Consider the following 25,401-nt stretch of genomic DNA (forward strand, 5'->3'; position numbering starts at 1 on the left):
GATGTCAGTCTTCCTTCCGGATCAACCGCTTGAGTGCTTCTCGGTCGGGTGCCAGCAGCTCGTCGATGCGCGGCTGGTTGACATCGGCGACGATGATCTCGCCGACCTCCTGATACACATTGCTGAAGATGCCGTGCGATTTCATCTTCTCGGTCTGATAGATGTTGTCCTCCGTCGGCGTCACGTAGTACACGATCTCCGGCTTGAACCGGTGGATCAGCCACAGGTGGATGACGTCCATCAGACGCTTCTTGCGCATCTTCTCGGAGAACGTGTTCTGGTCACGCACCGTGAGGATGTTGCGGCCGTGCCGGTCCTTGATCGGGTCGACGACGACGTTGGCCAACGCTTCCTCACCGTCGCCGAGGATTTGCAGATCGAGCACGTCCGAGCCGGCGCGGCGCGGACGCAGCTGCACCCGCAGCTTCTCGCCTATCTTGTAGTGGTCGCTCCACAGCGCCAGCCATTCCTCCAGCAGCTTCTTGGGCACCTCGGTCTGCACGAGGTGCTGGTGCTGCGTCGAACCCTCGCCCATGGCCTTGGTGGTCGCCGTGCGTCCGGACGATGCGGCCAGCGCCGCGTCGCTGCGCGGTCCACCAACGAGGGTTTGCGGTGTGCGGTAGGGAGATTCGACCAGTCGCATCTTGCGTTGCAAGCGGGCCAGCGCGAGCATGCCCTCCTGCCGCAGCGAGGTGGCGAACTCCTCGCAGGCGACGCCGTCGACCTGATGGCCGCCGTAGGTGATGAAGTTGAAGACGAACCCCATCTTGCCGAGTTCCTCAGGGAACGCCCGCATCTCGTCGTCGGTCATGCCGGTGGTGTCCCAGTTGAACGACGGCGACAGGTTGTACGCCAGCATCTTTTCCGGGTACACGGCGTGGATCGCGTCGGCGAACTGCTTGGCGTCGGCGAGATCGGCTGTCTTGGTCTCCATCCACAACAGATCGGCGAACGGTGCGGCGGCCAGCGACTTCGCGATCGCGTAAGGGATGCCGCCGCGAATCTGGTAGTAGCCCTCCGGCGTCTTCGCCCGCTCGCAGTCCCATGCCACGTCGGCGCCCAGCTCCTTGGCCTTCTCGCGCGCGGCGTACAGCGAGGCCTTGGCGGCGAATTCGCGCCAGTCGGCGGCGCTCATCTCGGACGGCTCGCCCTCGGACTCGCGGAAGTCGAGCAGATCGCCGACGGCCTCGCCGTAGGTTTGTAGACCCGCGTCCACCTGCCAGAGATCGACGAACTTCGACTCGATCTTGTCGAACACGTCGTCGACCGAATCGTCGGTACCGTCCTGCCAGGCCTTGGCCGCTTCTTCGATCGCGGCGGTGAGGCCGTGGCGCTGCAGCCATGCGTCGGCGGCGGCGTACTCACCGTCGGGCAATGCGTAGAGCAGGTGCCCTTTGAGGTCTGTGACTCCGGCGTTGTAGAACTGGCGCATCATCGCCAGGAAGCAGGACTTGTAAGACGGGATCTTCAGGTTGGTGACGCCCAGCAGGAAGGGCTGATCCCGTTCGTCGGCGCGGCTGTCGAGCAGGTTGGCCGCTTCGGCGTCCGTGCGCGCCACAATGATGCCCGGCACCTTCATGATGTCGAGCTGGAAGCGGGCGGTGTTGAGACGCTTGATCTGTTCGTCGGATGGCACCAGCACCTTGCCGCCCTGGTGGCCGCACTTCTTCGTGCCGGGGCGCTGGTCCTCGATGTGGTAGCCGGGCACGCCGGCCTCGACGAATCGCCGAATGAGGTTGCGCACGTGGGGATCACCGCCGTGGCCGGTGTCGGCGTCGGCGATGATGAACGGACGGTAGTCGATGGCCGGTGTCGCCTGGCGCTGTTCGTCGGTCATCTGCAGCCGCAGGTACTGCTGGTTGCGGTCCGCGGTGAGCAGGGCGCGCACCAGGCCCGCGGCCTCGTCGGGCACCTGGCTCAGCGGGTAGCTGGCCAGGTCGGGTCCTGGATCCTCATGGATCGAGCCCTTGGCCGACGTCGCCCAGCCGCCGAGGTAGATCCCCTCGATGCCCATCCGCTTCATGACCACGGCCTGGCCCGGCGAGTATGGGCCGAACGTGGTGATGCTCTTCTTCTGGGCGAAGAGCTCGCGCAGGCGCGGGTAAAAGGCCTCCGCCGCCTCGCGCGCGATGGTGTAGTCGGTCGGGATGGTGCCGCGCTGCTCGACTACCTGCCGGGCGGTGTAGAGACGAATGATCCCGTCGAACCGCGGGCTGTCGAAGTACCGCTGGGTTTCGGCGACCTCCCGCTCGAACGGTGTCTGGGGAGCTGCATCCGCTTCGATAATGGCCATGACCCAACACTACGACCGACACCCGGCAGTCGATGGGGAATTAGCTACGGCCGACCCCGCCAGGCCCGGGGCGAGGTGCCGTGGGTCCGGCGAAAAAGCCTGCTGAAGTAGCCGGGGTCGGCGATTCCGACCCGCCGCGCCACCTCCTGGATGGGCAGGTCGGTGTCGGCGAGGAGTCGACGGCTTTCGGCCATTCGGCGGTCGATGATCCATTCCTGCACGGTGCGACCGGTCCGACGCCGGACGACGGTCGTCAGGTGCCCTGGCGTCATGCCGACCTCCCGTGCGACGTGGTGAAGGGAGAGGGGCTCAGAGTGCCGGCGCTCGATCACGTCGTACACGTCGGCGGCGATATGACGTATTCCGACGGATTCCTGGCGAAGAGATTCCTACGCAGTGAGCACGCAGCAGGCAATCTCGGTGACGCGATTCCGTCGCTGTTGCGCGAAGCGGGTCTCGAATGCACGCAGGTCGCCACGCATCGCCATCGCGGAGTCGGACGGCTCACGTACTACCGAGCGATCCGCCCGTAGCTACAGAACGGGGTTGGTCAGCGCTGCGAGCCCATCGCCGAGTTCGCAGCGCACCACGTCGCCGGGCACGATCTCGACCGCGCCCGGGGTCCCGGTGGACAGGACGTCGCCGGGGTAGAAGGGCATGCCCTGGCTGTGGAAGCTGAGCAGTTCGGCGGGGGAGAACGTCATGCCCGACACGGTGTCCTTGCGGTGGACGGCGCCGTCAAACGAGACTGTGCGGAGACGCATCAGGCGACGCCGGGGATCAGCCCGCCGTCGACGCGCACCACCGAACCGGTGACGTACGAGGCCCGTTCGCTGCAGAGAAATGCCGCGACGTCCGCGTACTCCTCGGGGCGCCCGTATCGTCCGACGGCCATCGTCGCCTCGCTGTCGCGCCTTACCTCGTCGACGGAGCGGCCCTCCCGTTCGGCCCTGCGTTCGTCGAGGAACCGCGTCCGGTCGGTCTCGATCCGGCCCGGCACAATCACATTCGACGTCACACCATCGGCACCGACCTCGTCGGCGAGCGTCTTGGACCACGCGTGCAGGCTGGCCCGCAGCGTGTTCGACAACCCGAGGTTGGGGATCGGGGCGAGCGCGCCCGACGACGTCGACGTGAGGATCCGACCCCACCGCCGTTCGCGCATCCCGGGCAGGGCGCGGTCGGTCAGCATGATCACCGACAGGACCATCTGGTCGAAGCTGGCCCGCCAGATGACGGCCTCCTGGCCCGTCACCGTCGTCGGTGGCGGGCCTCCGGTGTTGTTGACCAGGATGTCGACGGGTCCGAGGGTGCCTTCGATTTCGGCGACCACCGACTCCATGCGATCCAGGTCGCCGAGGTCCCATGAGATGGGCAACGCCCGCACACCGGCCGCGGTCACCCTGGCGGCGGTCGCGGCGAGAGCGTCGGGTGAGCGCCCCGCCACCGCGACGTTCACCCCTTCTGCGGCCAGTCGCGCGGCGATCGCACTGCCCAGACCGCCGCTCGCGCCGAGCACCAGGGCGGTACGTCCGGAAATACCGAGATCCATTGTGGCGCTCCTTCAGTGGTCCATTTGAGAGATGGTCGATACGACGTGTTCAGCGATCGCGAGCGAGGATGTCGCGGCCGGCGACGGGGCATTGCGTAGCACGACGATGCGGTCGCGGACGCTGATCCGGAAGTCGTCGACCAACGTTCCGTCGGACTCGAGGGCCTGGGCGCGAATCCCCGCCGGCCCCGGTACGACGTCATCGTCACTCAGTTCGGGAATATAGGCGCGGGCCGCCGCGACGAACTTCCGCTTGCTCAACGAGCCGTGCATCTCACGAATCCCTGTGCGCCAATGCCGACGCGCGAACCGCCAGAACGCCGGTGTCCGAGCGATTTCCGTGACGTCGCGCACCGAGACCATACGCCAGGTATAGCCTTCGCGGGCCAACGCCAGCACCGCGTTGGGGCCGACGAGCACCTCGCCGTCGACCCGCGGCGTGATGTGGACGCCGAGGAACGGGTACCGCGGATCGGGCACCGGATACACCAGCCCGTTGACCAGGCTTCTGCGCTCCGGTTTCAGCGTGTAGTACTCGCCTCGGAACGGCATGATCACGGGATCCGGTCCGTCCCCGATGATTTCGGCGAGACGGTCGCTCTGCAGTCCCCCGCACGCAACGACCTGATCGAACGCGCTCTGATAGGTGCCGCCCGCCGTGCGAGCGGTGACGACGACCTCGGTGCCAGTGGATCGGAGGCCGATGACCTCATGGCCAAGAAGGATTTTCGCCCCGCATGCCACGGCGTCGGCGGCGAGGGCTTGGGTCACCTCGGCGAAATCGACGATCGACGTGGACGGTGAATGCAGGGCCGCGATGCCCCGGACGTGCGGTTCGAGTTCACGCAACTCCTCGGGGCCGATCGTGCGGACACCGGGGACGCCGTTGGCAAGTGCGCGCTGTTCGATATCAGCCAGTCGGGCACGTTCGGCGTCGTCGAGCGCGACCAACACCTTGCCGCATTCGACCCGTCGGATGCCGCGCTGCGCGCAGAACTCTTCGAGCAGACCGACACCGCGGCGGCAGAGTACGGCCTTGTTCGAACCGGGCTGGTAGTACAGGCCTGCGTGGACGACGCCGCTGTTGCGTCCGGTTTGGTGGGCGGCGAGGCGGTTCTCCTTCTCGAACAATGTCACTTGGGCGTCCGGCCGGCGGGCGAGGAGTTCACGCGCGATGGCGACACCCAAGATGCCCCCACCGACAACGGCGACCCGGTCAGTCATCGGCCGTGGGTACGTCATTACGGGCGAAATACGGCAAGGTCAGCACCATCGATTCGTGTGAGTGGTTTCGATCGTAGACCCTCGAGATGCTGTGACCGGTGACACCCGACATCAGGCTCGGCTAACTACCCTTCGACCTCTCTGATCACCGTTCGATCACGGTACGACAACTCATTGGCCATGTCCCATACGGGAATTGGGCAGATGCGCATTCCGCAGGTACAAGTGGAGTAGCGAACGGTTGATCGCCGTGGATCACGCCTGTTCGCATGACATTTCGAGAGAGTAGAAAGACCGATGAGAAGCATCTACGCGTTGGTGATCAGCCTGGCCCTGTTGGTGACGACGGCCGGCATAGCGACCGCTGCGCCTTACCCACGCTCCGCCACCCAGCAACAGGCCGTGCAAACGGTCATCGCCCGTGCGTTGTCCCAACGCGGCGTTCCGTTTTCCTACGGCGGCGGTGACGTCAACGGGCCGACCCGCGGTAGCGGCCCGCAGGCCAACGCGCTCGGACTCGACCCCGAGGGCAGGGTGGTCGGACTCAACCCGGTCGCGGACGTGGTCGGATTCGACGCGTCCGGTCTGATGGTCTACTCCTTCGCCGGGGTCGGCGTGAAGCTGCCGCGGTCCTCGGGTGAGCAGTACAAGGTCGGGCAGAAGGTCACTCCCGCGCAGGCTCTGCCCGGCGACCTGATCTTCTACGGCCCGGACGGTACGCAGAGCGTCGCCCTCTTCATCGGCAACGGAAAGATGGTCGAGGCGACCGACGCCGGTGTCGCGGTGTCGGCGGTGCGCACGAACAACATGGCACCGTATCTGAGCCGCATCATCGCGTAGCCGTCGCGGCGAAAACCACGCGACTGCGGCGGTGCGCCGCACGTAGGGTCGGGCGATGGCGGTACTGGCTGCTCAACACGACGACTTCCCGCGCTGGTATCAGGACGTCCTGACCAAGGCGAAACTGGCCGAGAACGGTCCGGCCCGCGGAACCATCGTCATCAGGCCCAACGGCTACGCGGTGTGGGAGCGCATGCAGGCCGAGATCGATGCTCGGATCAAGGCCGCAGGCGCGGTCAACGCGTACTTCCCGCTCCTGATCCCGATGAGCTTCTTCGAGCGGGAGGCCGAGCACGTCGAGGGGTTCAGCCCCGAGCTGGCCGTCGTGACCCACGGCGGCGGCAAAGAGCTGTCCGAGCCGCTGGCCATCCGTCCGACGAGCGAAACCGTCATCGGCGAGTACATGGCCAAGTGGATCGACAGCTATCGCGACCTTCCGCTGCTGCTGAATCAATGGGCCAACGCGGTGCGTTGGGAGATGCGGCCGCGAATCTTCCTGCGCACCACCGAGTTCCTGTGGCAGGAGGGCCACACCGCGCACGCCACGCAACTGCAGGCACGCGAGTACGCCCGCCGCATCCTGCGTGAGGTCTACGAGGACTTCATGCGCAACGTGCTGGCCATCCCTGTGATCGTCGGACGTAAGACCGTACGGGAGCGCTTCGCCGGCGCCGCGAACACCATGACGTGCGAAGGGATCATGCGCGACGGCAAGGCGTTGCAGATGGGCACATCGCACGAACTCGGCCAGCGGTTCAGCCGCGCCTTCAGCATCACGTACACGACCGCCGACGGCACCGTCGAAAACTGCTGGACCACGTCCTGGGGCTCCTCGACGCGCATGCTCGGCGGACTGATCATGTGTCATGGTGACGACCACGGCCTCGTCTTGCCGCCTGCTGTCGCACCGGTACAAGCCGTGGTCGTGGTGGTGAAGGAATCCGACGGCGCTGTCGCCCGCACCGCATCCGTCCTCGTAGACGAGCTCGTCGCAGCGGGGATCCGAACGCGACTGGACGACAACGCCTCTCAAGGCTTCGGCTGGCGTGCCACCGAATGGGATCTGCAGGGTGTGCCGATCCGCATCGAGATCGGCCCACGTGACGTCGCAGACAACGCAGCCACGTTGTACCGCCGTGACACGCGGGAGAAGAGCACGGTGGCGCTCGACCGCGTCGCCGACGAGGTGCGTCGGTTGACGGAGGACATCCAGGCGCAGCTGCTCGCGGCAGCCACCGCGCGGCGCGATGACGTCATCGCCGAGTGCGCAACACTCGAGGACGTGCGCGAGGCCGGACAGACCGGCGTCGCCAGGGTGCCATGGGAACTCGTCGGCGAGGCAGGGGAGGTAGAGCTCGCCGCAAGTGGGCTCACGGTGCGGTGCCTGCAGCACAGCAATGGATCGCTGCCCGAATCCGACGATGACGCAGGGGTTCTGGCGTACATCGCCCGCGCCTACTGAGCGGGGGTCAGCGTCCCGTCCATCACCATCGTCCGCAGTGCCCTGCGGTTGAACTTGCCACTGGCGAGGGTCGGCATCTGCTCACTGGTTGCGAGAACCCAGCGGGTCGGAACCTTGTAGGCGGACAACTGCTCCCGCGTACGCGCCGCAAGGGAGCGCACGTCGAGCGACCCGTCGCTGGGCACGACGACGGCGCACACCTCTTCGCCCCGCACCGGATCGGCGATCCCGACGACGATGCATTGCGACACATCGGCGAACTGCTCGATCACCGACTCGACTTCCAGCGGTGAGACATTCGCACCCGCGGCCTTGATCAGCTCGCTGGTGCGGCCCACATAGAACAGCCGCGGATCGCCCGCTTTTCGGTAAACCCGGTCGCCGGTGTGATACCAGCCGTCCTCATCGAACGTCTCGGCACGTTCGCGTTTGTTGTAGCCGGCCATCACGCCGGTGCCGCGGACGAGCAACTCGCCGATCTCGCCGTCGGCGACGGGGTTGCCGTCGTCGTCCACGATGCGCATGTCCGTGTACACGAAGCCGCCCGCGGTCTCAGACATGGTGCGGTGCACGGGAAAACCGTCGGGCACATCGGTCATCGCGATGTCGAGCGGACCGTCGCGCAGCATCGGCACACTGGACAGGTCGCGGTCGGCGTACGTCGGATGCTCGCGCAGGCGTTGGGTGAACGCCGGCCACCCCACGAGCCCTGTCACCCGCTCGCGCTCGATGAGATCCAGCGCCGTCTCGGCGTCGAGTCGCGGCATGACCACCACCGTGACGGGTTCGTGCAGCGCACCCGTAGTCGCCAGCAGCCCACCGATCCAGAAGAACGGCATCGCACACAGTATCCGCGGGTCGGCATCCGACCCCGTCATCGCACGGATCGCCTCGGGCCACGTCGACGTCTGCCGGACCAGCGTGCCGTGGGTGTGCAACACTCCCTTCGGGTCCGCCGTCGAGCCCGACGTATGGATCATGACGGCCAGATCCGCGGGAAACACCTCGTCCTCGACCGCCGCCAACAGACTCTGCGGCACAATCGGCGCGGTCTCGTCGTACCGCGTCGCCCAGCCTCGGTCGGAGTCGCCCGTAAGCACGATCCGGCGCAGGTACGGCGCCGCGGTCAGCGTGATTTGGTTGGTCGGCTGACCTGCCAGCTCGGGAAACGCCGCCTCGAAGCGTTCGGCGACGTCGATCGTGAGCACCTTGGGAGGGGCGATCACCAGCGCGACATCAGCCAGCCGCGCCACTTTGGCGATCTCCGCCGGCGCGTACAGCGTGCTCAGCGGCACCGCTAGGGCGCCGATCCGGGACACCGCCAGCCACCAGACGACCCAGTCGACGCCGTTGGCGAAGAACAGTCCGACGCGCGTGCCCTTGCCGACGCCTTCGGCCAGCAGCCAGCGGGCCAGCTGGGCCGAGCGCTGTTCCGCCTCGCGATAGGTGAGTCGGTCCGTCGGCGTCACCAGATAGGTCTGGTCGCCGAACTCGCGCACGCTGCGCTGCAGGAGCGAGGGCACGGTCAGTCGCGGCTGATCCACGGTCGAAGTCTATGAGCACGAAAAATTACGATCCGATCAGTATCGAAATTCCCGCCGAGGGGCGGCCCGGCGGTTACTGTCTGGGCATGACATCGACAGTCGAAACGGCTGACCGGGTTGTCGGGCTCGCGCGGGGGATGCGTGAGCTCGTGCAGGCGCAGGCACCGGAGTCCGAGCGGGCGCGCACGTTGACGACCGCGATCGTCGACCAGATGTGGGCCACCGGGCTCATCACGGCGTTCAATCCCGTCGAGGCCGGGGGAGTCGAGCCGTCGTTCGCCGAGATGATCGAGACCTGGATCGAAATGGCTTGGCAGGACGGCTCGTTCGGGTGGATCGGTATCGCGAACCTGCCGTCGTCCTTCGCCGCCGCGGCGTATCTGCCCGATGAGGGGTTCGCGGAAGTGTTCACCGCGCACCGCAATCGCGTGACGATGGGTGGTCAGTTCTTCCCCAACGGGCAGGGCCACGTGGTGGACGGCGGCTACACGCTGAGCGGGTCGTGGAGCTTCGGGTCGGGAACCGGTCACTCGGAGTACGTCGCCGCGGGGTTCTTCCCTATGTCCGACGGCGAGATGCGCTGGATCAGCGAGGGCGTGCCAGAGATGCGGGTGGCCGTGATTCCCCGCGAGCAGATCAACTTCACCGACGGCTGGTTTGTGCAGGGGCTCAAGGGAACCGGGTCCTATGACTACAACGTCCAGGAGCTCTTCGTCCCCGAGTATCGGACATTCGATTTGTTCTCCCGCGATCCGTTGCGGGGCACGTCGCCCGCCATGCGGATGGGGTTGATGCCCGTCACGGCGGCGGGTCACGCGTCGTGGGCGCTGGGCGTCGCCAAAAGCATGCTCGACGATGTCGCGGAACTCGCGGCGACCAAGTTCCGGATGAGCGATATGGCGTCGCTGGCCAGCCGCCCGACGTTCCAAAAGGGCCTCGCGCACCATGTGGCAGCCTGGCGCGCCGCACGACTCCTCGTGCTGGAGGCATTCACCACAGCAGAGACGGCCGTCGCATCGGGAGAGGCGTTGACCCCGACGCTGCGTGCGGATATGCGCGTGGCGGCGGTCTATGCCACCGATGTCGCGCGGGAGTGCGCCGAATGGGCGCATCTGGTCGCGGGCACGAGTTCGATCCGGGAAGGCAGCCGCCTCGAGCGAGCGTTCCGGGACATGTACACCGGCACCCAGCACGCGTTCATCAGCGAGAAGGTGGCGATGGACGCGGCGCAGATCTGGCTCGGCATCATCGAGGATCAGTTCGGCCTCTGAGTCTTGGTCGGCATGACGAGATGGTGACCTGGCGGCGGTTCTGGCGCGGCGGGCGCCCGTATTCGATAGTGTCAGAGCCGAGTTCAGTCCGAAGCTCGAGGCGAGACCGATGACGCAGCACTTTGACCTGGCGATTTCTGGTGGTGGACCCGCCGGCGCTGCGGCGGCGTGGCAGGCCGTCCAGGCCGGCGCGCGAGTCGTGGTGCTCGACAAGGCGCAGTTCCCGCGCGACAAGCCGTGCGGCGACGGGCTCACCCCGCGTGCGGTGAGCTATCTCCAGAAGATGGGACTCGCCGAGCGGGTCAACAACTTCCATCGCGTCAACGGTGCGCGGATCTTCAGCCCGAGCGAGTGGAATCTGTCGTTCCCGCACCGCCCGGGAATGCCCGACCACGGCCACGTCGCGCGGCGTACCGAACTCGACACGATGCTGCTCGAACACGTCGGGGCGGCAGGCGCCGAGGTGCGTCAGTCCGCCGAGGTCGTCGGGCCCGCGCTCGACGACAACGGCCGTGTCGTCGGTGTGATTCTGGCCAACGGCGAGCGGATCAACGCCGACGCCGTCATCGCCGCCGACGGTGCGTACTCGCCACTGAAGCGGGTGATGAAACTCGAATCGCAACGTAACGGATACTCGGCCATCGCAATTCGCGCCGAGATGCCGGTGCGGTGGTTGGACACCGACACGCTCGACATCCATTTGAAGCTCGTGTTCAACGGAGACCAATTACCGGGTTACGGCTGGGTCTTCCCGCTCGGCGGGGGACGGGCCAACATCGGTCTCGGCTACTGCACGAGTTACAAGCATTGGCGCGACATCAACGCGGCCGAACTGTTGAAGGAGTTCCTCGCGACGTTGCCCGCGGAGTGGGAGCTGCCACCGGTTAGCTCGCTCAGGGAGTCCAAGGCGCTGCAAGCATGGCGGCTGCCAATGGGATTCACGACGTGGCCGCCGTGGCGGCCCGGCATCCTGTTCGCAGGCGATGCGCTGGGTGCTGCGAGACCTGTGTCGGGGGCGGGCATTTCAAAGGCGCTGCAATCGGGGCTCGCGGCGGGTGAGTGTGCGGTTGCGAGCCTGACCAACGGCGGGCCCGACGATTTCACCAACTATGAGCAGGTTGTGGAAGCCACCTGGGGCAAGGAGTATCGCCGCGGCAGGTTCTTCCACAAGCTGGTCGGGATACCGGCCGTCGCGAACGCGGGTGTCAAGGTTCTGGACACGGTCAGTCACCCGGGAATTCGGTCGCACCTGCTCTTCTGGGAGGCGTGGCGCGACCCCAAGGCAGCGGAGAAGACGCACCAGCACAGTTAGACGTCGCGGTGCCACACGTCGTCCGGCATCGGGTAGGCGATCGCTCGTGCGACCTTCTCGGCCACGTCGTCGCCGACCTCGCGCCGGACCAACCACAGTGCGACGTCGATGCCTGCGGTGACGGCTCCCGCGGTCACCACGTTGCCGTCGTCGACCACGCGGTTCTGCTTCACGGAGGAACCGTATCGCGAAAGCTCTTCCAGTGCAGCGGGATTGGTGGTGGCGTTGCGATTGCGCAGAATCCCAGCCCCGCCGAGCAGCAGGGCACCTGTGCACACCGATGCCACCCACCGAACCGAGGTCGACAACTCGGCGATGATGCTGGGGAGTGCGCCGCGGCGAATCTCGCGCGGCACGCCGGTGTCGTTTCCGTCCACCCAGCTGCCACCCGGCACGAACAACGCGTCCGGCGTGCCGAGCTCGTCGTCGACATGTAGCTGCAGGCCGTTGGCGGCGGATTTGAGCGGGGGACCGTCGGCGCGCACCAGGGCGACGTCGAGGTCCGGATCGATGGTCGAGGCACGGGCGAACACCTCCCACGGTGCGACGACGTCGAGGGCGTCGAACCCGTCGAAGACCACGATCTCAATTCGCATCTACTCAGTCTGGTCCTGCCTTAGGCTGCACGCCATGCCTTTGGACCGTGCAGCACTCGCCGTGGGCGGTATCCGCCTTGCGTCGGGTATTTCGTTCCTCGTCGATCCGCTTGGCGCCAACCGGCTGTGGGGAGATTCTGAGAAGCCCGCCCCGACGGCGCAGCTGCTCCTGCACTCGATGGGTTATCGAGATGCGCTCATCGGCGCGTTGATGATGGCTGCGGCGGTACGTGGCAAGGAGACCCGCGGCTGGTTCCTGGCGTCGGGAGGCGCCGACGCGGCCGACCTGTTGGGCGGGTTGCGGGTCCACGACGAGATGTCGCGCTCACAGCAGATCATCGGGCTCGGGGGCGCTGTCGTCGGCATCGGCGTCGCACTCTGGGGGGCGACACGTCGGACGAAGAAGGCGCCCGCGTCCGACTGAGCGCGTGGCGATTTCGGCGTGCTGGGTCGCGCTGAGCGTGACTAAGCACGCCGAAATCGCAAGAAGATCAGCCCGCAGTCCGAAGCCGCTTGCGCACATATGCCTTCAGCTCTGCGGATAGTGCATCGGCGGCCAACAACTGCGGAAGCAGATCGGGATCTGACATTCGGGCGCGGAACACCAGGTTGATCGTCACGTCATGGCCCGGGCGGTCTTCAATTGAGATGGTGTCGCCGGCTTGCACCGGTCCCGGCGAGAGGACCCGCAGATACGCGCCGGGTTTCGCTGCTTCGGTGAACGTCTTCATCCAACCTTTGAGGTTGAGGAACGCAGAGAAGGTTCGGCACGGAGTGCGCGGCGCGGATACCTCGAGCAGCAGGCCGCCCGTGCCGATGCGCCAACGTTCACCGATCCGTGCGTGCGTGACGTCGACGCCGGAGGTCGTGAGATTCTCGCCGAACATGCCATGCGTGAGCGGACGTCCGAGTCGCTTCTCCCACTCGTCGAGATCCTCGCGCGCATAGACGTAGACCGCTTGATCGTCGCCGCCGTGGAGCTTCTGGTTGCCGATGGCGTCACCGACGAGGCCGCTTCCGAGCCCGCTGCGCATCGGTCCCGGCGATCGGACCATGACGGATTCCGTCGTCGCGGACTTGTCGATGCCTGTCTGCCGCGACGGCGCATCGGGATTCGCGCGGACACGCGCCAGGTTGACCGACAACACATTTGCCACGCGTACAGGGTAGTGGCGCGACCGTGGTGGCCTAACCGGCAGGGGCGAACGCGGGATCCGGCGGCGGCGGTGGACCCATCGGCATCTGCCGCACCGGGGTGTAGGGCGCCGACGGGTTGGGGAAGAGCTTGGTCATGATGTCATTCGGATTGGTGAAGTTGCCGATGATGTCTCCGAAGGACCCGAGCTCGCCGCTCTGCTGCAGCTGTTCGGCGGTTATCGCGGGCACGGTCGGCGCTCCGGGTGGCGGAGGGGGAGACGCAGGCATCGGCCCGCCCGCGTCCACGATCCCCGTCACCACGCCCGGAATCGGCGGCACGACGGGGTCGACGGGTACCGGCTGCGCGGGCGCGACACCGGTGCCCGCGATGACGCCCACCGCCACCGCGAACCCGCCGACACCGATTGCCCAACCAGCCGACGTGCGCAGACATCCGCTCATGACTGTGCCTCGATTCTGGAACTGGCCCTGTCCCGTTGAGTTTCCCACGTGATGACGCGTGCGCGCTACTGGCCGAACAGGCTGCGGGAGAGCCGCATTGATGCGCTCGAGACAAGACGCGGGTGGAATCACCTGCAGTGCAGGCGAATTCAGCAGTCGAGTTCGACGACGGCGGCGCTGACGATCTCTCCGGCGGCGGAAATCGAGACGCCCAGATCATTACGCACCATGACGACCGCGTCCGACGCCGGCGTCCCGCTCCTGAGGACGCTGCAGATCTTGGCGCCTTCGGACCGCAACTGTTGGTCGGTGAGGAAGGCGTAAGTGGTCTGCATCGTCTCGACGAATTCGTCCTCGCTCGCTGCTGCGGGAGCCGCCAACGCGACTCCAGCGGCGACGACGGATACCGGGACCCCGACCCTGTACTTCAACTGCGCACCTCCGATAGACGCGTGATTTCGCCACACTCACGAGGAGCGTTGGCGAGAAACACTGGTTCCATTTCGGCGTCCGTCCAGGTCGAGACGCCGAAATCTTTGCCTAAGTAAGCACAGCTTAGATGGTCTATCGGTCTCGGGCCGAATCGTCGAGGCCTTGTGACCGACTACTACCGAGCGTAGTACTTGATGCGATTCCGGCGACTTTCGACGGAGGTATCCCTCATGAGGTGGAGTTTCGCCCAGTTCGGACTGTTGATCATCTGCGTGTTCCACGTCGCGCCGACCGTCCAGATTCTGGGGATGGACTACAACGGCTGGCATGCGGTCGCGGGCCTCGCGCTCTTCGGGCCGGGCCTGATCTTCGCGATGCGCAAGTCGTGGTCGAGCGCGATAGACCGGCTTCGCTCACACTGACCCGTCGCCCTTGAGGCCGGGCGGCGGATTCAACCCCTGCGAGGGGTTCAGCACGGGCAACGTCGCGTCGAACATCTTCGAGGGCGAAGTGCCCCCGCCGCCGCCGCCTCCGCCACCGCCTGGATTCACGCCGCCTCTGCCGCCGGGGTGGTGCTGGTCGCTGTTCATTCCGACGACGGCCTGCCCGTAACCCGGGCGATTTGTGTGCATTTAAGAGCGCTCACCGCAACGGAGCGCACACAAATCCTACGAACCGGTGCGTTCGAACGTGTCGGTGAAATCCCCACCGCCGGCGCACGCGCCTCCGGCCACGACGGTCTGCTTTCCGCGTCCGGTGAGCAGCGCGATGGGATCGTCCAACTGCTTCGGCATCGGATACTCGGCGGTGATCGTCACCTGCGCCGTGCCGCCGCCGGGGCACGTCGTCGTGCCCGCTTCGTCACGCGTCCACTTGTCGTCGGCGAAGATGAGGGTCACGACCCCGTCGGATGAGTGGAACAGGCTCATGCACCGGTCCCCGGTCCGCAGGCAGTAGGTGTTGGCGGACAGCACATTTCCCGGTACGACGTTGCCGTTGGTGAACGTCGTCGTCTGGCGATAGCTGCCGTGCAGCGCCTCCGCGGGGCTGACGGCACGCGGCGGAAGAACCGCGGGATCCGGAACCTTCGTCGGGTCGGGATCGCCGGTACGGGTGAACTTCACCGTGCGCTTGGCGGCGCAGGCACCGTTGGTGGACGCCCGGATCGTTTCGCCGGTCAGGGTGCCGTCGGATTGCGGTTGCAGCGTGAAGATCACCCAGAGTTCGACGGGCTGGTCGCCACCGCACTGCGCTGACGACAGGCCTACCGCGGCCCAGGTGCCGCCCAACTGATCGAAGGTCAGGTTCGACAACAGGGCCATACCCGCGCCGCTGACGTTCGCCGCGGTCGCGACACAACCGGCGGATCCGCATTCGGAGCGGACGGCCCAATTGCTCGTCGTTGCAGGCGCATTCGGAACGGGATTGCCTTCGAGGTCTGTTCCGGGGCCGTAGTCGGCGGTGTAGGTGCCGCTGAACTGAGCCTCGTTCGCAGCCGGTGGGCCGGCGGGGGTCTTGTCGCGCCCGATGAACTCCACGATGGCGATGACACCGGCGACCAGGATCAGGGTCGCGACGAACACCAGGGCGCCGACGAGGAGACCGTGCTTTCGTCGGGGGCGCGGAGGCGCCGCCATCGTCGGCGGCGCCTGCAGATTGGGGACACTGTGCGGCGGGTAGGAAAACACCGGCGGTGTGCCGCCGCTGGGAGGTGGTTGCCCGCCGGGTGGCGGCGCCCACTGCGGCGGGGGCGGTGGTATCGGAGGGTTCGGCGAATAACTTGGCCGGCTGATGACTTCCTTTGCGGCGGAAGCCATCTCGATGGCAGACGGGTAGCGCTCCGAGGGCTGCTTGGCCAGCCCCTTTGCGATGACCCCGTCCAGTGCCGTCGGGACGGTGCGGCTGACTTGAGACGGTCTCGGCGGCGGAGTGAAGATGTGGCCGCTGGCGACCTTCTCAAAGGTGTTGCCGGGGAAGGGTTGTTCGCCCGTGAGGCATTCGTAGAGCACACAGGCCAGCGCGTAGATGTCGGAGCTGGGGTTCGTCTGGTCGGTGCTGAAGCGTTCCGGCGCCATGTACGCCCAGGTGCCGATGGCCGAACCGGTCTGCGTCACGCCGTCCTCGGCGGTGCGCGCGATACCGAAGTCGATGAGGTAGGCGAAGTCGTTCGGCTCGAGCAGAATGTTGGAGGGCTTAACGTCGCGATGGACGAGCCCCGTTCGGTGCGCGTTCTCCAACGCGTTGGCGATCTGCTCGATGATCGCCACGGCGCGTTCCGGTTCGAGGGGGCCCCTGTCGAGCAGCGCGTGCAGATCGGTGCCGTTGATCAGCCGCATGGTGACGTACAGCCGGCCGTCGATCTCGCCTACGTCGTAGATGGGTACGACGTGGCGGTCATCGAGGCGGGCGGCCGCGCGGACCTCGCGGCGGAAACGCTTCTCGAACTCGTCGTCTTCGCTCAGGTGCGGCAGCAGCATCTTGAGCGCGACGACGCGGTCGATCTCGGTGTCGTAGGCGCGCCAGACCTCGCCCATCCCGCCGCGACCCAGCAATTCGAGCAGCCGGTAGCGACCGAATGGCGTGCCTTCCACGGGGCACACGATAACCGGCGGATTGTGGGGTGCGTGACTCGATCGCGGGCCCACCCGCGCCGATCAGCTCGACGCGTCGAGAATCTTGATCGCGAAGACGAGCGTGTCGCCGGGCAGGATTCCTGCGGCGGGCTGACCGTCGGCGTAGCCGTCGGCCGAGGTCATCGCCACCGCGACCGTCGATCCGACCTTCTGGCCCGCAATGGCCTTCTGGAAGCCCGGCACGACGCCGTTCAGCGGGAATTCCTCGGGGTAGCCGCGCTGGTAGCTGCTGTCGAACACAGATCCGTCGCGGCCGTTGACGCCCATGTAGCAGACCGACACCGTCGCCGTATCGGCGACGACCGGGCCGTCACCGGGCTGCAGCGTCTGCACCGTGGTCTCGCTCACGCTGAACGGCGTGTCCACCTTGATGTTTGGCGCCGTCGTATCCGTTGAGCCGGTGACGGAGACACTGCCGGTGTCGCCGGGCAGCGTCCACTCGGGGGTTCCGGTGTCGGCGGGCGCGGCCGTCGGGCACGTGCTGGCGGCCGCAGGCGCTGCGGGTGGTGTCTGCGTCTCGGTGACCGAGAACGGGTCCGCGGCGCTGGTGGTGGTGGTCGTGCTCGTCGATGACGCGGCTGAGTCGGAGTCGGAGCCGCATGCGGCCAACGTCGTCACCAGCAAGGTGGCACCGGCTGCGAGGGCAACGGTGGAGGACACGCGAGAGAAATTCACGCTCGCCACGCTACATAACGATGAGTTTGCCGCGTCCTGCCGGTCTGGTGGTGCCGAGGCAGCAGGTCGGATGGCGCGTCAGTAGTCCCAGGTGGCCGGTACGCACCGGAAGACGTCGCCCGCCGTCGCCACGTGGCAGACGGACGGGAACGGTAGGTGGGTGGCCACCATCGCCTCGCCCGTCGCCGCCAGCTCCCGAAGGAGTTCGATCCGGACGCGCGCGGACTCCTCGGGGTCGTGTTCAAAACCGTTGTGCCATTCGGGGTTGTCGAAACCGGGGGCGAACACGGAGTCGCCGGCGAATGTGAGCGCGTCGCCGCCGGACGCGAGGCGGACAATGCTGTGCCCAGGGGTATGGCCGCCGTTGCGGGCGACGAGCACGCCCGGCGCGATCTCGTACTCGGTCTCGAAAGTCTTTATGTAGCCGCGATATTCGTTGAGGAAGCGCGTGGCGATCGACCGCAGTGCGTCGGGCACGGGTGCCGGCATGTCGGTGCGGGTGAAGTCGGGGGCTTCCCAGAATTCGGCTTCGCGGGTGGCCACATGGACCCGCAGATCCGGGCGCAGCCGTTCCTTCAGGCCCTGGCTCAGCAGTCCGCCGACATGGTCCATGTGCAGGTGAGTGAGCACGACGTCCGTCACGGCCGAGGGGTCGATGCCGGCGGCTTCCAGGCGGTGGACAGTCTGCCCGGCCCGCGGAAAGTCGGGGAACTCCACCCCCAGGCCCGCGTCGACGAGGATGGTCCGGCCGCCGCTACGGACGACGACGACGTTCAGCGGCCAGTCGAGCACGTCCCGCGGCAGGAACATGTCGTCGAGCCATTGGCCGTACTCGGTCGGGTCGGCGTTGGTCGCCATCGTTCGGGCCGTGATCGGCAGTACGCCGTCGCTGATCACCAGGATCTCGATGTCGCCGACCTGTACCGCGTAGCGCGACGGAACCAACTCGTCGAGTCCCGTGCTACCGAGGGAAATGCTGTCCACGCTCATGTTTTCTCCTTGACCGACGTGCCCGAAATGACCCTGTCGTTTCGTGGAACGCCGCCCAAGGGCGGCACTTATCCCTCGTGCAGGACTGCGCCCCTTACCCAGCGGATAGCAAACCCTTCCCATTCGGAAGTGGAATCTGTCGTCCCAGCGATTCCGGGGTGATAGCCGGCCGCCACAGACTTATCTCCACCACCGAAGAAAGCGGCATCCGCCGGACGCCGAGTCAGGAGACACCATCATGAAACTTTCGACCACCGACCACCCCGTGACAGTTTCAGCGCCTTCGCGTCGGATGGCGCGCACCACGCTGACCGCAGGTGTGCTTGCCCTTGCCGCAATACCGTTCGGGGCTATCGCCGTCGCGAATGCCACCTACAAAGAATCCGACTTCGCCTCGTGTCTGGAGCGCGACATGCCGACCGACTACTGCTGCGAACATGCCGGCGGCGTTATGCGCAACGGCGCCTGCATCAATCCGGACGATCTCCTGCAGCCAAGCGGAGGAGCCGTCCTCGAGACGCAACCGGATCCGCCGAAGAAGTTTCCGCCGATCGTGAACACCGATTTGTCCTCGGGAACTTTTGTGGAAGTCAAGCCCACACCGCCGACGAGGGTTCCGTCACGCGGAGTCGTCGATGCGCCTGTGCTGACCACCTCGCGGTAAGCGGAGCGCGGGAAACCGATCCTGCAGCGCAGGTAGTCGCGGTGCTCAGCAGAACTGGTACTCGACGTCCCAGGACTGGCCGTTCCATGTGGCCGCGAACTGTCCACCAAGCGCGTCGTTGGCGTCGTGGATCATTCCGGTGCCGCCCTCGGGCGTGAACCCCGGCGGATCCCAGGTGATCGATTCGAAAAACGGGGTGAGCTCAGGAGTGCAGGCATTCTGCTTCGCGATGTAGCCGTCAGCAATGGCGTACACCGCGTTGTCCTGCGTCGGGACAGGTTCGTTGTCAGCGCCCGCCGGGGGTGCGCTCACAACGAGTGCACATAGGCCACCCGCGACCATGGCGGCAGCGGCCCTGGAATGGAACGGTTTCAACATGATTCCCCTTGAATTCATTGTCTGGGGGAAATTATGTACCGCCACCGCCGTCGCTATCAGGGGAATGGGCTCTGGGCATGAGTCTCGTTCACAGCGCGAGTACAAGGCGCCCGCGTACCCCGCCGGCTTCCAGACGTCGGTGTGCTTCGCTCGCATTCTCAATGGGCAGGACATCGGCGATGCGAGCGGTAAGCAGTCCGTCCTCGGCTTGTTGACGCAACCGGTCGAGCTCCGTGCGAGCACGCAGATAGTCCATGACATGGACCGGATGCCAAGTGATTTCGCGCTGATGACCACCGGTGAAGCTACGCAGGGTGGCTATCCTGCCGCCGTCGCGAACGGCAGCAGTCACTTTGTCGTCGAGAAGTGCGCCATCGGCGAGGCCGTGCACCCCGTCGGGTACCGCCTCGCGGATGCTCCTGGCGACGTCGTCACCGCGCGGCACCACCACGTCGGCGCCCAATTTGGTGACGAGAACACTGTCGGCCTCTGAGGCGTCGGCGATCACCCGCAAGCCGTCGGCCTTCGCCAGCTCGATGGCATACCCGCCGAAGGCACCCGCCGCCCCGGTGATCGCGACCGTCGACCCTGGCGGCAGCGCCATGAGGTCGAGGGCCCGACGCGCCGTCAGCCCGTTGAGTGGCAGCGTGCTGGCGGCGACGTCATCCCACCCCGCCGGAGTGTGCACAACGGAATTCGCCGAGACCACCAAATACTCCACGTAGGCACCTCCGGTGCCTACTGGCAGAGTCACAGCCATGACATGGTCGCCGATTGCGAGATCATCCGGTGTGTCCTCGCCGATCTCGTCGATCACCCCGGCCGCATCCCAGCCCACAACGTAGGGACCGGGCGGGTACTGCAGGTTCGGGTCGGCCTTCTGCATCAGTGCCTTCGCCTGGCCTGAACGGGACACGGTGTCGGATGGATTGACTCCGGCGGCGGTCACTTTGATGCGGACCTCGCCGCGACCGGCGTGCGGTTCGGGTAGATCGAGTACCTCAAGCACCTCTGGCCCGCCGAAGCGGTGGAATCCGACTGCCTTCACTACGCCCTCCCACGTTGGTCGATCCGCATGCAGGCGGACGGACACGGCATTACCCGTCATCGGCAACAGCTCGCGGCGGCGATTTATGTCAGCCCCAAGTAGAGGAGGTGATGCCCGGATGGCGGGGCTGAAGTGGTTTCATGTTCCGCTGCGTTGAAGTAGGGAAGACGTCGTCCCGACGGCTGGCGCGTCGTCAACAGAGAAACGAGACGCGGATGACAACGCAGCACTGGACCCATTTCTCGGTATCCGCTGACGACGAGCGCCTCTGGCGGGTCACCTTCGACAACCCCTCGATCAATCTCGTGACCCCGGAGATGCTCGTGGAACTGCCCGAGTTGATCAACCAGATGGAGGCGGCGCCCGAACTGCGCGTCGTGGTGTTCGACTCGGCCAACCCGGACTACTTCCTGAACCACTACGACACCTCTCGCGTCGCTGAGACGCCCAAGGAGCCCGGAGTGACCGGCTATCCGCTGACCATCGACGCGAGCACCCGCCTCTCACGACTACCTGTCGCATCCGTCGCCAAGATCCGGGGGCGCGTGCGCGGGATCGGTAGCGAGCTCACCCTGGCGATGGATATGCGCTTCGCCAGCGATCGTGCGCTCTTCGGCCAGCCCGAAACCGCCAGCGGCAATCTGCCCGGCGGGGGCGGATTGGAACATCTCCCGCTGTTAATGGGCAGGGCCAGGGCGTTAGAGGTCGCGCTCTCCAGCGACGACTACCCGGCCGATCTGGCCGAGCGCTACGGATGGATCAACCGCGCTGTCGACGACGCCGACCTCGACGAACTTGTGGACACGCTCGCTCGACGGATCGCCTCCTACGACAAAGAGTCGATCGCCGCCGTCAAGCAGCAGACCAACCGGCACACGCTCCCGTCACCGGAGGACATGTTGTCCTCACTGCAGATCTACCTGCAGTCCTTCCAGTGGTCCGGCTCGAAACGCCGTCTCGCCGCCGCACTGGCTGCGGGCCGCAATCAACCCGGCGACTACGAGATGCGCATGGGCTACTACCTGGGCACTCCAATTTAAGAGCCCTGAGAGGCCGCAGATCTCAAGTCGTGAGCCGCATTTCCGCGCCGGGATGGGAGCTGACTGTGACGACGATCGTGCCGCCGCCCGTGTCGAAGGTGGTGTTGGCGTAGCCGATGAAACCGTAGTGCCCATCGATCGTCGACACCGCGGTGATGTCACCACTGCCGGAGGCCCCCGTGTCGAGGTTGGTCCAGTCGGCGGTCACGGTCAGCGAGCAGGAGCCGTCGTACACGCCGGCGTCATAGTGGATCGCCACCCGGACGCCATCACCGACTTGGTCACCGACCTGCGCCGGCGTCACCTGGGCCTCCGCGCTCACAGTGCCACCGCAGGTGGGGGAGGCGACCACGGGAACGGCCGGAAGGTCAGCGAAGGCGTCGGCGTGAGCGACGGCGGCCCACAACCATGGCGCGATCAGGGCGGCGGCGGCAGCGCTCGCGGTACGGAACGGAGTCACGCCCAATTATCGGCGGTTCGGACCATAGCGTTAGCGCTTGTGGTCAGGCTCGATTAGCCCGCCACTTGAGCAGTCGCTCCAGCTCGGTGAAGTCAAAGCCCTCCGCGGTCGGTCGGATCTCCGTGGTGATCAGGGTGGCTCCGGCGTCGAGGTACTGGTCGGCGCTGCGTTCGTCCTCCCACACGACTGACCGCTCGATGTCGCTGTCGGAACGTCCGAACTCGGCAGCCAGTTCAGCGACACGGGCAGAGGCCTGCCGGTACAACTCGATCGGCAGGAACGTATGCCAGATGTCCGCGTGGCGCGCGACGGCGGGCAGCGTTCGCTTCTGGCCCGCGCCGCCGATCAAGATCGGGATCTTGCGTAGCGGCGCGGGATTGAGCTGACTCAGCCGGCTTTCGATCCGCAGCAGGCCTTCGTCGAAGAGGTCGGCTCGCGACTTCACCGTCCCGAAGTCGTAACCGTAAGTGGTGTAATCCTTTTCGTACCATCCCGCGCCGACACCGAGAATGAGGCGGCCACCGCTGATGTGGTCGACGGTGCGGGCCATATCGGCCAGCAGATCGGGATTGCGATATCCGATGCCGCTGACCAATAGCCCGATCTCGGCGCGGGTGGTGATCTCACCCCACGACGCCAGCGCGGTCCACCCTTCGAAGTTCGGCACATCGGGTTGGTCGTCGGCCAGAATCGGCTTCGCATCGACGATGCCGGCGAAATTCGGGGCGTGGAAGTGGTCGTAACCGAAGACGATGTCGGCACCCAGGTCCTCAGCGTGTAGCACCGCCTGGCGCCACGTCCGGTAGTCGGGTGTTCCGCCGGGGCTTATCTGCACGCCGATGCGAAGGGGTCGCGACATGGGTCATCTCCTCAGGAAAGTTGGACTCTCCTGGGCACAAGCGGAGTTCTGGACCGATTATTCCGATATAGCTGATTAATCCCACTGCGATTCGAAGAAACACTAGCCTTCGGGCTTCGCCAGGGCTGAGGGGAACCGTGGTGGGCGCTTCTCGCGGAGAGCGGTATAGCCCTCGACGACATCGGGGCCGAGGAAGGTCAACATCTCGTATGCCGCGGACTGGTCGAAGGTCGGCCCCGCGGTGCGCAGCCAGTTGTTCAGGGTCCGTTTGGTGAGACGGATCGCCTGCTGAGATCCCGTCGCGAGCGCGTCGGCGATACGCAGTGCTTCGTCCAGAACCTCCTCGCGGGGAAGGGCTTTGGCGACCAGCCCGATGCGCTCTGCTTCGGCGCCGGTGACCATCTCACCGGTGAGCAGGTAGTAGCGGGCCTTGGCCATGCCGATCAGAAGAGGCCAGATGATCGCCGCGTGGTCACCTGCGGCCACGCCGAGTTTCACGTGTCCGTCCCCGATGCGGGCATCTTCGGCGGCAATGGCGACATCGGCCAGGAGGGCGGCGACGGTTCCGGCTCCGACGGCGACTCCGTTGATGGCCGACACGATCGGCTTGTCGCAGTTGATGATGTTGTAGACGAGCGCACTCATCTCGTCGAGCATGTGCGAAACCCGCTCATAGTCGCCGGCCATGCGTTCAACCATGGCCAGGTCGCCACCGGCCGAGAAGGCCTTGCCGGCGCCGGTGATCACGGCGACGCGGGTCTGCGGGTCGGTGGCCACGTCGACCCAGATCCTGGCGAGCTCAGTATGCATCTGTTCGTCGGCGGCGTTGTACTTCTCCGGCCGGTCGATGGTGATCAGCAGAACGCCGTTGTCGCGGCGGGACAGGGTCAATTGCTTGTAGTCGTCAAAGTTCATGCGTGCTCCGCTCGCTCCGTCATCGACGCTGCCGCGGCGAGAACCCGTCGCCAGCCTGTAGCTAGACAACCATATCCACCGTAACTCGACCACCAGTCCTAAAGTTCGACCCTAGGGTTGAACAAACTGGCCGCTCGCCGGAGTACCTTCAGGGGACCGCACTTCAGGCCGGGCACCCACGGGCGCTGCCGACACACGGGAGGACCATGCAGTTCGCGAACAAAACGGCGATCGTGACGGGAGCCGCCTCAGGCATCGGTCGCGCGATCGCCGTCCGTATGGCCGATGCCGGCGCCGTCGTCGCGGCGTTGGACCGTGATGCCGCCGGGCTTGCCGCGACGGTAGCGGCGATCGGCGAGAGCGCCCGTGCCTATGGGGTCGACCTCGCCGACGCGTCGGCGATTTCCGTAGCTACCGATGCAATCGTCAAAGACCTCGGCCTGCCACACGTATTGGTCAATGCCGCGGGATTCGATCGGGTCGAGCCGTTCATGAGTAACGACGACGACTTGTGGCAAGCACTGGTCGCGGTGAATTTCCTAGGTCCGGTTCGGCTCACACGCGCTGTGCTGGACGTCGTCGTTCCCGAGGGTGCGCCCCTCAAGATCGTCAACATCGCCAGTGACGCCGGACGGGTAGGGAGTCTGGGGGAGACGGTGTACGCCGGCACCAAGGGCGGGGTGATCGCCTTCACCAAGTCGCTCGCACGCGAGATGGCCAGGTATCAGATCAACGTCAACTGTGTGTGCCCCGGCCCCACCGATACGCCGCTGTTCGCCTTGCTACCTGACAAAGTCAAAGATGGCCTCATCCGGGCGATTCCGTTCCGCCGGTTGGCGACTCCCGAAGAGATCGCCGACTCAGTGCTGTTCTTTGCCTCGGACAGAGCCAATTACGTGACCGGCCAGGTGCTCAGTGTCAGCGGCGGTTTGACCATGGCGGGGTAGACCGGCAGGCGCTTACTTTCCGAACATTCGCGAAGCTGTCGCCACCACGGCCTCACGCAGTTGCGCCTTCTTCCTGGCGGGCATGTCTCTCCTGATCCACAGCGACGAATGGTTGAGGACTCCGTGGAGACATTGCACGGCGACATCGGCGTTGGGACAGTCGAATTCGCCCGCTGCGATGCCCGCGAGCACCACCTTGCGGAACAGTGCGTCGTGGCGGCGGCGACTGTCCTTGATGATCGGCTCGAAGGCATCCGGCCATGACTTGGGCCACGCGAAAACCGCGCCGACCTCCGGTGCGGTCTCGGTCAGGATGCGGATCTGCTCGCGAATGAGTGTCTGCAGCTGCTCGAGGTGGCTGCGGTCGCCAGCCTCATCCAATGCCGTCTGCAACCGAGTGTTGACATCGGTGGTCAACTCTTCCAGCACCGCTTTGACCAGCTCGTCCTTGCTCGAAAAGTAGTGATAGAGAGTGGCTTTGGCGATGTCCGTGTGTTCGGCGACGTCCTCGAGGTTCATCCCCTGGTATCCGCGAGATGACAACAGTTGGGTAGCGGTCGCGACGATCTCAGCTTTGCGTCGATCACGCCGCCGTTCGACGCGACTCGACGGACGCCGTGTCGCCTTCGAAGGCTCAGTCATGAGTACCTTCCCTAACCGCTCGGCT

The 25,401-nt window shown here is 65.9% G+C and carries 28 protein-coding genes and 2 pseudogenes; 10 read left to right on the forward strand and 20 right to left on the reverse strand.

What is annotated here, in order from left to right; all coding sequences use genetic code 11:
• Nucleotides 1-4: 4 nt before the first annotated feature.
• Both aceA and G6N43_RS17080 read right to left on the reverse strand, forming a co-directional pair.
• On the reverse strand, nt 5-2,293 hold the full coding sequence (gene aceA, locus G6N43_RS17075; RefSeq protein ID WP_083157717.1) for an isocitrate lyase ICL2: 2,289 nt from the start codon (nt 2,291-2,293) through the stop codon (nt 5-7).
• 44 nt (nt 2,294-2,337) lie between these two features.
• Nucleotides 2,338-2,634, reverse strand: a pseudogene (locus G6N43_RS17080) (helix-turn-helix transcriptional regulator); the annotation flags it as partial.
• Here G6N43_RS17080 and G6N43_RS17085 point away from each other — a divergent pair.
• Nucleotides 2,608-2,826, forward strand: coding sequence for a hypothetical protein (locus G6N43_RS17085; protein WP_133056601.1), 219 nt, complete (start codon nt 2,608-2,610; stop codon nt 2,824-2,826). The pseudogene G6N43_RS17080 and the gene G6N43_RS17085 sit on opposite strands and share 27 nt — an antisense overlap.
• On the opposite strand, the gene G6N43_RS17090 is transcribed toward G6N43_RS17085, so the two are convergent.
• The 3 genes from G6N43_RS17090 to lhgO are packed head-to-tail and all read right to left on the reverse strand — an operon-like array spanning nt 2,827 to nt 5,069.
• Entirely contained in the window at nt 2,827-3,057 is a 231-nt protein-coding gene (locus G6N43_RS17090) for a fumarylacetoacetate hydrolase family protein (RefSeq protein ID WP_083157720.1), read from the reverse strand.
• Nucleotides 3,057-3,845: an SDR family oxidoreductase gene (locus G6N43_RS17095; protein ID WP_083157721.1), complete on the reverse strand. Its 789-nt coding sequence runs from the start codon at nt 3,843-3,845 to the stop codon at nt 3,057-3,059. Before G6N43_RS17095 ends, G6N43_RS17090 begins: the two co-directional genes overlap by 1 nt.
• 12 nt (nt 3,846-3,857) lie before the next feature.
• The gene (gene lhgO, locus G6N43_RS17100; RefSeq protein WP_083157722.1) at nt 3,858-5,069 is read right to left on the reverse strand and encodes an L-2-hydroxyglutarate dehydrogenase; all 1,212 of its coding nucleotides are present in this window, start codon (nt 5,067-5,069) and stop codon (nt 3,858-3,860) included.
• Nucleotides 5,070-5,366: 297 nt separating this feature from the next.
• Between lhgO and ripD the strand changes: the two genes are divergently transcribed.
• Nucleotides 5,367-5,909: an NlpC/P60 family peptidoglycan-binding protein RipD gene (gene ripD / locus G6N43_RS17105; protein WP_083157723.1), complete on the forward strand. Its 543-nt coding sequence runs from the start codon at nt 5,367-5,369 to the stop codon at nt 5,907-5,909.
• A gap of 55 nt (nt 5,910-5,964) precedes the next feature.
• Nucleotides 5,965-7,371: a proline--tRNA ligase gene (proS, locus tag G6N43_RS17110; RefSeq protein ID WP_083157724.1), complete on the forward strand. Its 1,407-nt coding sequence runs from the start codon at nt 5,965-5,967 to the stop codon at nt 7,369-7,371.
• On the opposite strand, the gene G6N43_RS17115 is transcribed toward proS, so the two are convergent.
• Nucleotides 7,365-8,915 (reverse strand): class I adenylate-forming enzyme family protein, encoded by a 1,551-nt coding sequence (locus G6N43_RS17115; RefSeq protein ID WP_083157725.1) that lies wholly within the window; start codon nt 8,913-8,915, stop codon nt 7,365-7,367. The genes proS and G6N43_RS17115 overlap by 7 nt on opposite strands.
• 86 nt (nt 8,916-9,001) lie before the next feature.
• Between G6N43_RS17115 and G6N43_RS17120 the strand changes: the two genes are divergently transcribed.
• Nucleotides 9,002-10,186 carry an acyl-CoA dehydrogenase family protein gene (locus G6N43_RS17120; protein WP_083157733.1) on the forward strand — a complete coding sequence of 395 codons (1,185 nt, stop codon included), beginning with the start codon at nt 9,002-9,004 and terminating at the stop codon, nt 10,184-10,186.
• Nucleotides 10,187-10,295: 109 nt separating this feature from the next.
• Nucleotides 10,296-11,498, forward strand: a complete 1,203-nt coding sequence (locus tag G6N43_RS17125) for a geranylgeranyl reductase family protein (protein WP_083157726.1) — start codon at nt 10,296-10,298, stop codon at nt 11,496-11,498.
• On the opposite strand, the gene G6N43_RS17130 is transcribed toward G6N43_RS17125, so the two are convergent.
• On the reverse strand, nt 11,495-12,094 hold the full coding sequence (locus tag G6N43_RS17130) for a DJ-1/PfpI family protein (protein ID WP_083157727.1): 600 nt from the start codon (nt 12,092-12,094) through the stop codon (nt 11,495-11,497). The two genes, G6N43_RS17125 and G6N43_RS17130, sit on opposite strands and share 4 nt — an antisense overlap.
• A gap of 34 nt (nt 12,095-12,128) precedes the next feature.
• Here G6N43_RS17130 and G6N43_RS17135 point away from each other — a divergent pair, with 34 nt between their 5' ends.
• On the forward strand, nt 12,129-12,518 hold the full coding sequence (locus tag G6N43_RS17135) for a DUF4267 domain-containing protein (RefSeq protein ID WP_083157728.1): 390 nt from the start codon (nt 12,129-12,131) through the stop codon (nt 12,516-12,518).
• Between the two features lie 67 nt (nt 12,519-12,585).
• Here the strand turns inward: G6N43_RS17135 and G6N43_RS17140 are convergent, their stop codons facing one another.
• The 3 genes from G6N43_RS17140 to G6N43_RS17150 form a co-directional block, all read right to left on the reverse strand.
• Nucleotides 12,586-13,251, reverse strand: coding sequence for an MOSC domain-containing protein (locus G6N43_RS17140; protein ID WP_110810577.1), 666 nt, complete (start codon nt 13,249-13,251; stop codon nt 12,586-12,588).
• Nucleotides 13,252-13,282: 31 nt separating this feature from the next.
• Nucleotides 13,283-13,693 carry a hypothetical protein gene (locus G6N43_RS17145; RefSeq protein WP_083157730.1) on the reverse strand — a complete coding sequence of 137 codons (411 nt, stop codon included), beginning with the start codon at nt 13,691-13,693 and terminating at the stop codon, nt 13,283-13,285.
• A 149-nt stretch (nt 13,694-13,842) separates the two neighbouring features.
• Nucleotides 13,843-14,124, reverse strand: a complete 282-nt coding sequence (locus tag G6N43_RS17150; RefSeq protein ID WP_083151475.1) for a DUF732 domain-containing protein — start codon at nt 14,122-14,124, stop codon at nt 13,843-13,845.
• A 231-nt stretch (nt 14,125-14,355) separates the two neighbouring features.
• Between G6N43_RS17150 and G6N43_RS17155 the strand changes: the two are divergent.
• Nucleotides 14,356-14,517 (forward strand): annotated as a pseudogene (locus G6N43_RS17155) (DUF4383 domain-containing protein); the annotation flags it as partial.
• A 21-nt stretch (nt 14,518-14,538) separates the two neighbouring features.
• On the opposite strand, the gene G6N43_RS17160 reads toward G6N43_RS17155, so the two are convergent.
• The 4 genes from G6N43_RS17160 to G6N43_RS17175 all read right to left on the reverse strand — a co-directional run bounded on the left by G6N43_RS17160 (nt 14,539) and on the right by G6N43_RS17175 (nt 18,423).
• Nucleotides 14,539-14,757, reverse strand: coding sequence for a hypothetical protein (locus tag G6N43_RS17160; protein ID WP_133056551.1), 219 nt, complete (start codon nt 14,755-14,757; stop codon nt 14,539-14,541).
• 36 nt (nt 14,758-14,793) lie between these two features.
• Nucleotides 14,794-16,659, reverse strand: a complete 1,866-nt coding sequence (locus G6N43_RS17165; protein ID WP_110810376.1) for a serine/threonine-protein kinase — start codon at nt 16,657-16,659, stop codon at nt 14,794-14,796.
• Between the two features lie 120 nt (nt 16,660-16,779).
• Complete coding sequence (locus G6N43_RS17170; protein WP_083151469.1) at nt 16,780-17,418, reverse strand: FKBP-type peptidyl-prolyl cis-trans isomerase; 639 nt, start codon at nt 17,416-17,418, stop codon at nt 16,780-16,782.
• 93 nt (nt 17,419-17,511) lie between these two features.
• Nucleotides 17,512-18,423: an MBL fold metallo-hydrolase gene (locus G6N43_RS17175; protein WP_083151467.1), complete on the reverse strand. Its 912-nt coding sequence runs from the start codon at nt 18,421-18,423 to the stop codon at nt 17,512-17,514.
• A gap of 238 nt (nt 18,424-18,661) precedes the next feature.
• Here G6N43_RS17175 and G6N43_RS17180 point away from each other — a divergent pair, with 238 nt between their 5' ends.
• The gene (locus G6N43_RS17180) at nt 18,662-19,087 is read left to right on the forward strand and encodes a hypothetical protein (protein ID WP_133056550.1); all 426 of its coding nucleotides are present in this window, start codon (nt 18,662-18,664) and stop codon (nt 19,085-19,087) included.
• Nucleotides 19,088-19,132: 45 nt separating this feature from the next.
• On the opposite strand, the gene G6N43_RS17185 is transcribed toward G6N43_RS17180, so the two are convergent.
• Together G6N43_RS17185 and G6N43_RS17190 are read right to left on the reverse strand one after the other, a co-directional pair.
• On the reverse strand, nt 19,133-19,465 hold the full coding sequence (locus tag G6N43_RS17185; protein ID WP_083151458.1) for a hypothetical protein: 333 nt from the start codon (nt 19,463-19,465) through the stop codon (nt 19,133-19,135).
• 88 nt (nt 19,466-19,553) lie between these two features.
• The gene (locus G6N43_RS17190) at nt 19,554-20,513 is read right to left on the reverse strand and encodes an NADP-dependent oxidoreductase (protein WP_083151455.1); all 960 of its coding nucleotides are present in this window, start codon (nt 20,511-20,513) and stop codon (nt 19,554-19,556) included.
• A 215-nt stretch (nt 20,514-20,728) separates the two neighbouring features.
• Here G6N43_RS17190 and G6N43_RS17195 point away from each other — a divergent pair, with 215 nt between their 5' ends.
• Nucleotides 20,729-21,553 (forward strand): enoyl-CoA hydratase/isomerase family protein, encoded by an 825-nt coding sequence (locus G6N43_RS17195; protein WP_083151453.1) that lies wholly within the window; start codon nt 20,729-20,731, stop codon nt 21,551-21,553.
• A 22-nt stretch (nt 21,554-21,575) separates the two neighbouring features.
• Here G6N43_RS17195 and G6N43_RS17200 read toward each other — a convergent pair whose 3' ends face one another.
• From G6N43_RS17200 to G6N43_RS17210, 3 genes are all read right to left on the reverse strand, one after another.
• Nucleotides 21,576-22,013, reverse strand: a complete 438-nt coding sequence (locus G6N43_RS17200; protein WP_083151446.1) for a hypothetical protein — start codon at nt 22,011-22,013, stop codon at nt 21,576-21,578.
• Between the two features lie 43 nt (nt 22,014-22,056).
• Nucleotides 22,057-22,872: an LLM class F420-dependent oxidoreductase gene (locus G6N43_RS17205; RefSeq protein ID WP_083151443.1), complete on the reverse strand. Its 816-nt coding sequence runs from the start codon at nt 22,870-22,872 to the stop codon at nt 22,057-22,059.
• Nucleotides 22,873-22,974: 102 nt separating this feature from the next.
• Complete coding sequence (locus G6N43_RS17210) at nt 22,975-23,787, reverse strand: enoyl-CoA hydratase/isomerase family protein (RefSeq protein WP_083151439.1); 813 nt, start codon at nt 23,785-23,787, stop codon at nt 22,975-22,977.
• A 206-nt stretch (nt 23,788-23,993) separates the two neighbouring features.
• Here G6N43_RS17210 and G6N43_RS17215 point away from each other — a divergent pair, with 206 nt between their 5' ends.
• The gene (locus tag G6N43_RS17215) at nt 23,994-24,734 is read left to right on the forward strand and encodes an SDR family NAD(P)-dependent oxidoreductase (protein ID WP_083151437.1); all 741 of its coding nucleotides are present in this window, start codon (nt 23,994-23,996) and stop codon (nt 24,732-24,734) included.
• Between the two features lie 12 nt (nt 24,735-24,746).
• Here the strand turns inward: G6N43_RS17215 and G6N43_RS17220 are convergent, their stop codons facing one another.
• Nucleotides 24,747-25,376: a TetR/AcrR family transcriptional regulator gene (locus G6N43_RS17220; RefSeq protein ID WP_083151435.1), complete on the reverse strand. Its 630-nt coding sequence runs from the start codon at nt 25,374-25,376 to the stop codon at nt 24,747-24,749.
• Nucleotides 25,377-25,401 lie beyond the last annotated feature (25 nt).

This window comes from Mycolicibacterium moriokaense (assembly GCF_010726085.1).
GTDB lineage: Bacteria > Actinomycetota > Actinomycetes > Mycobacteriales > Mycobacteriaceae > Mycobacterium > Mycobacterium moriokaense.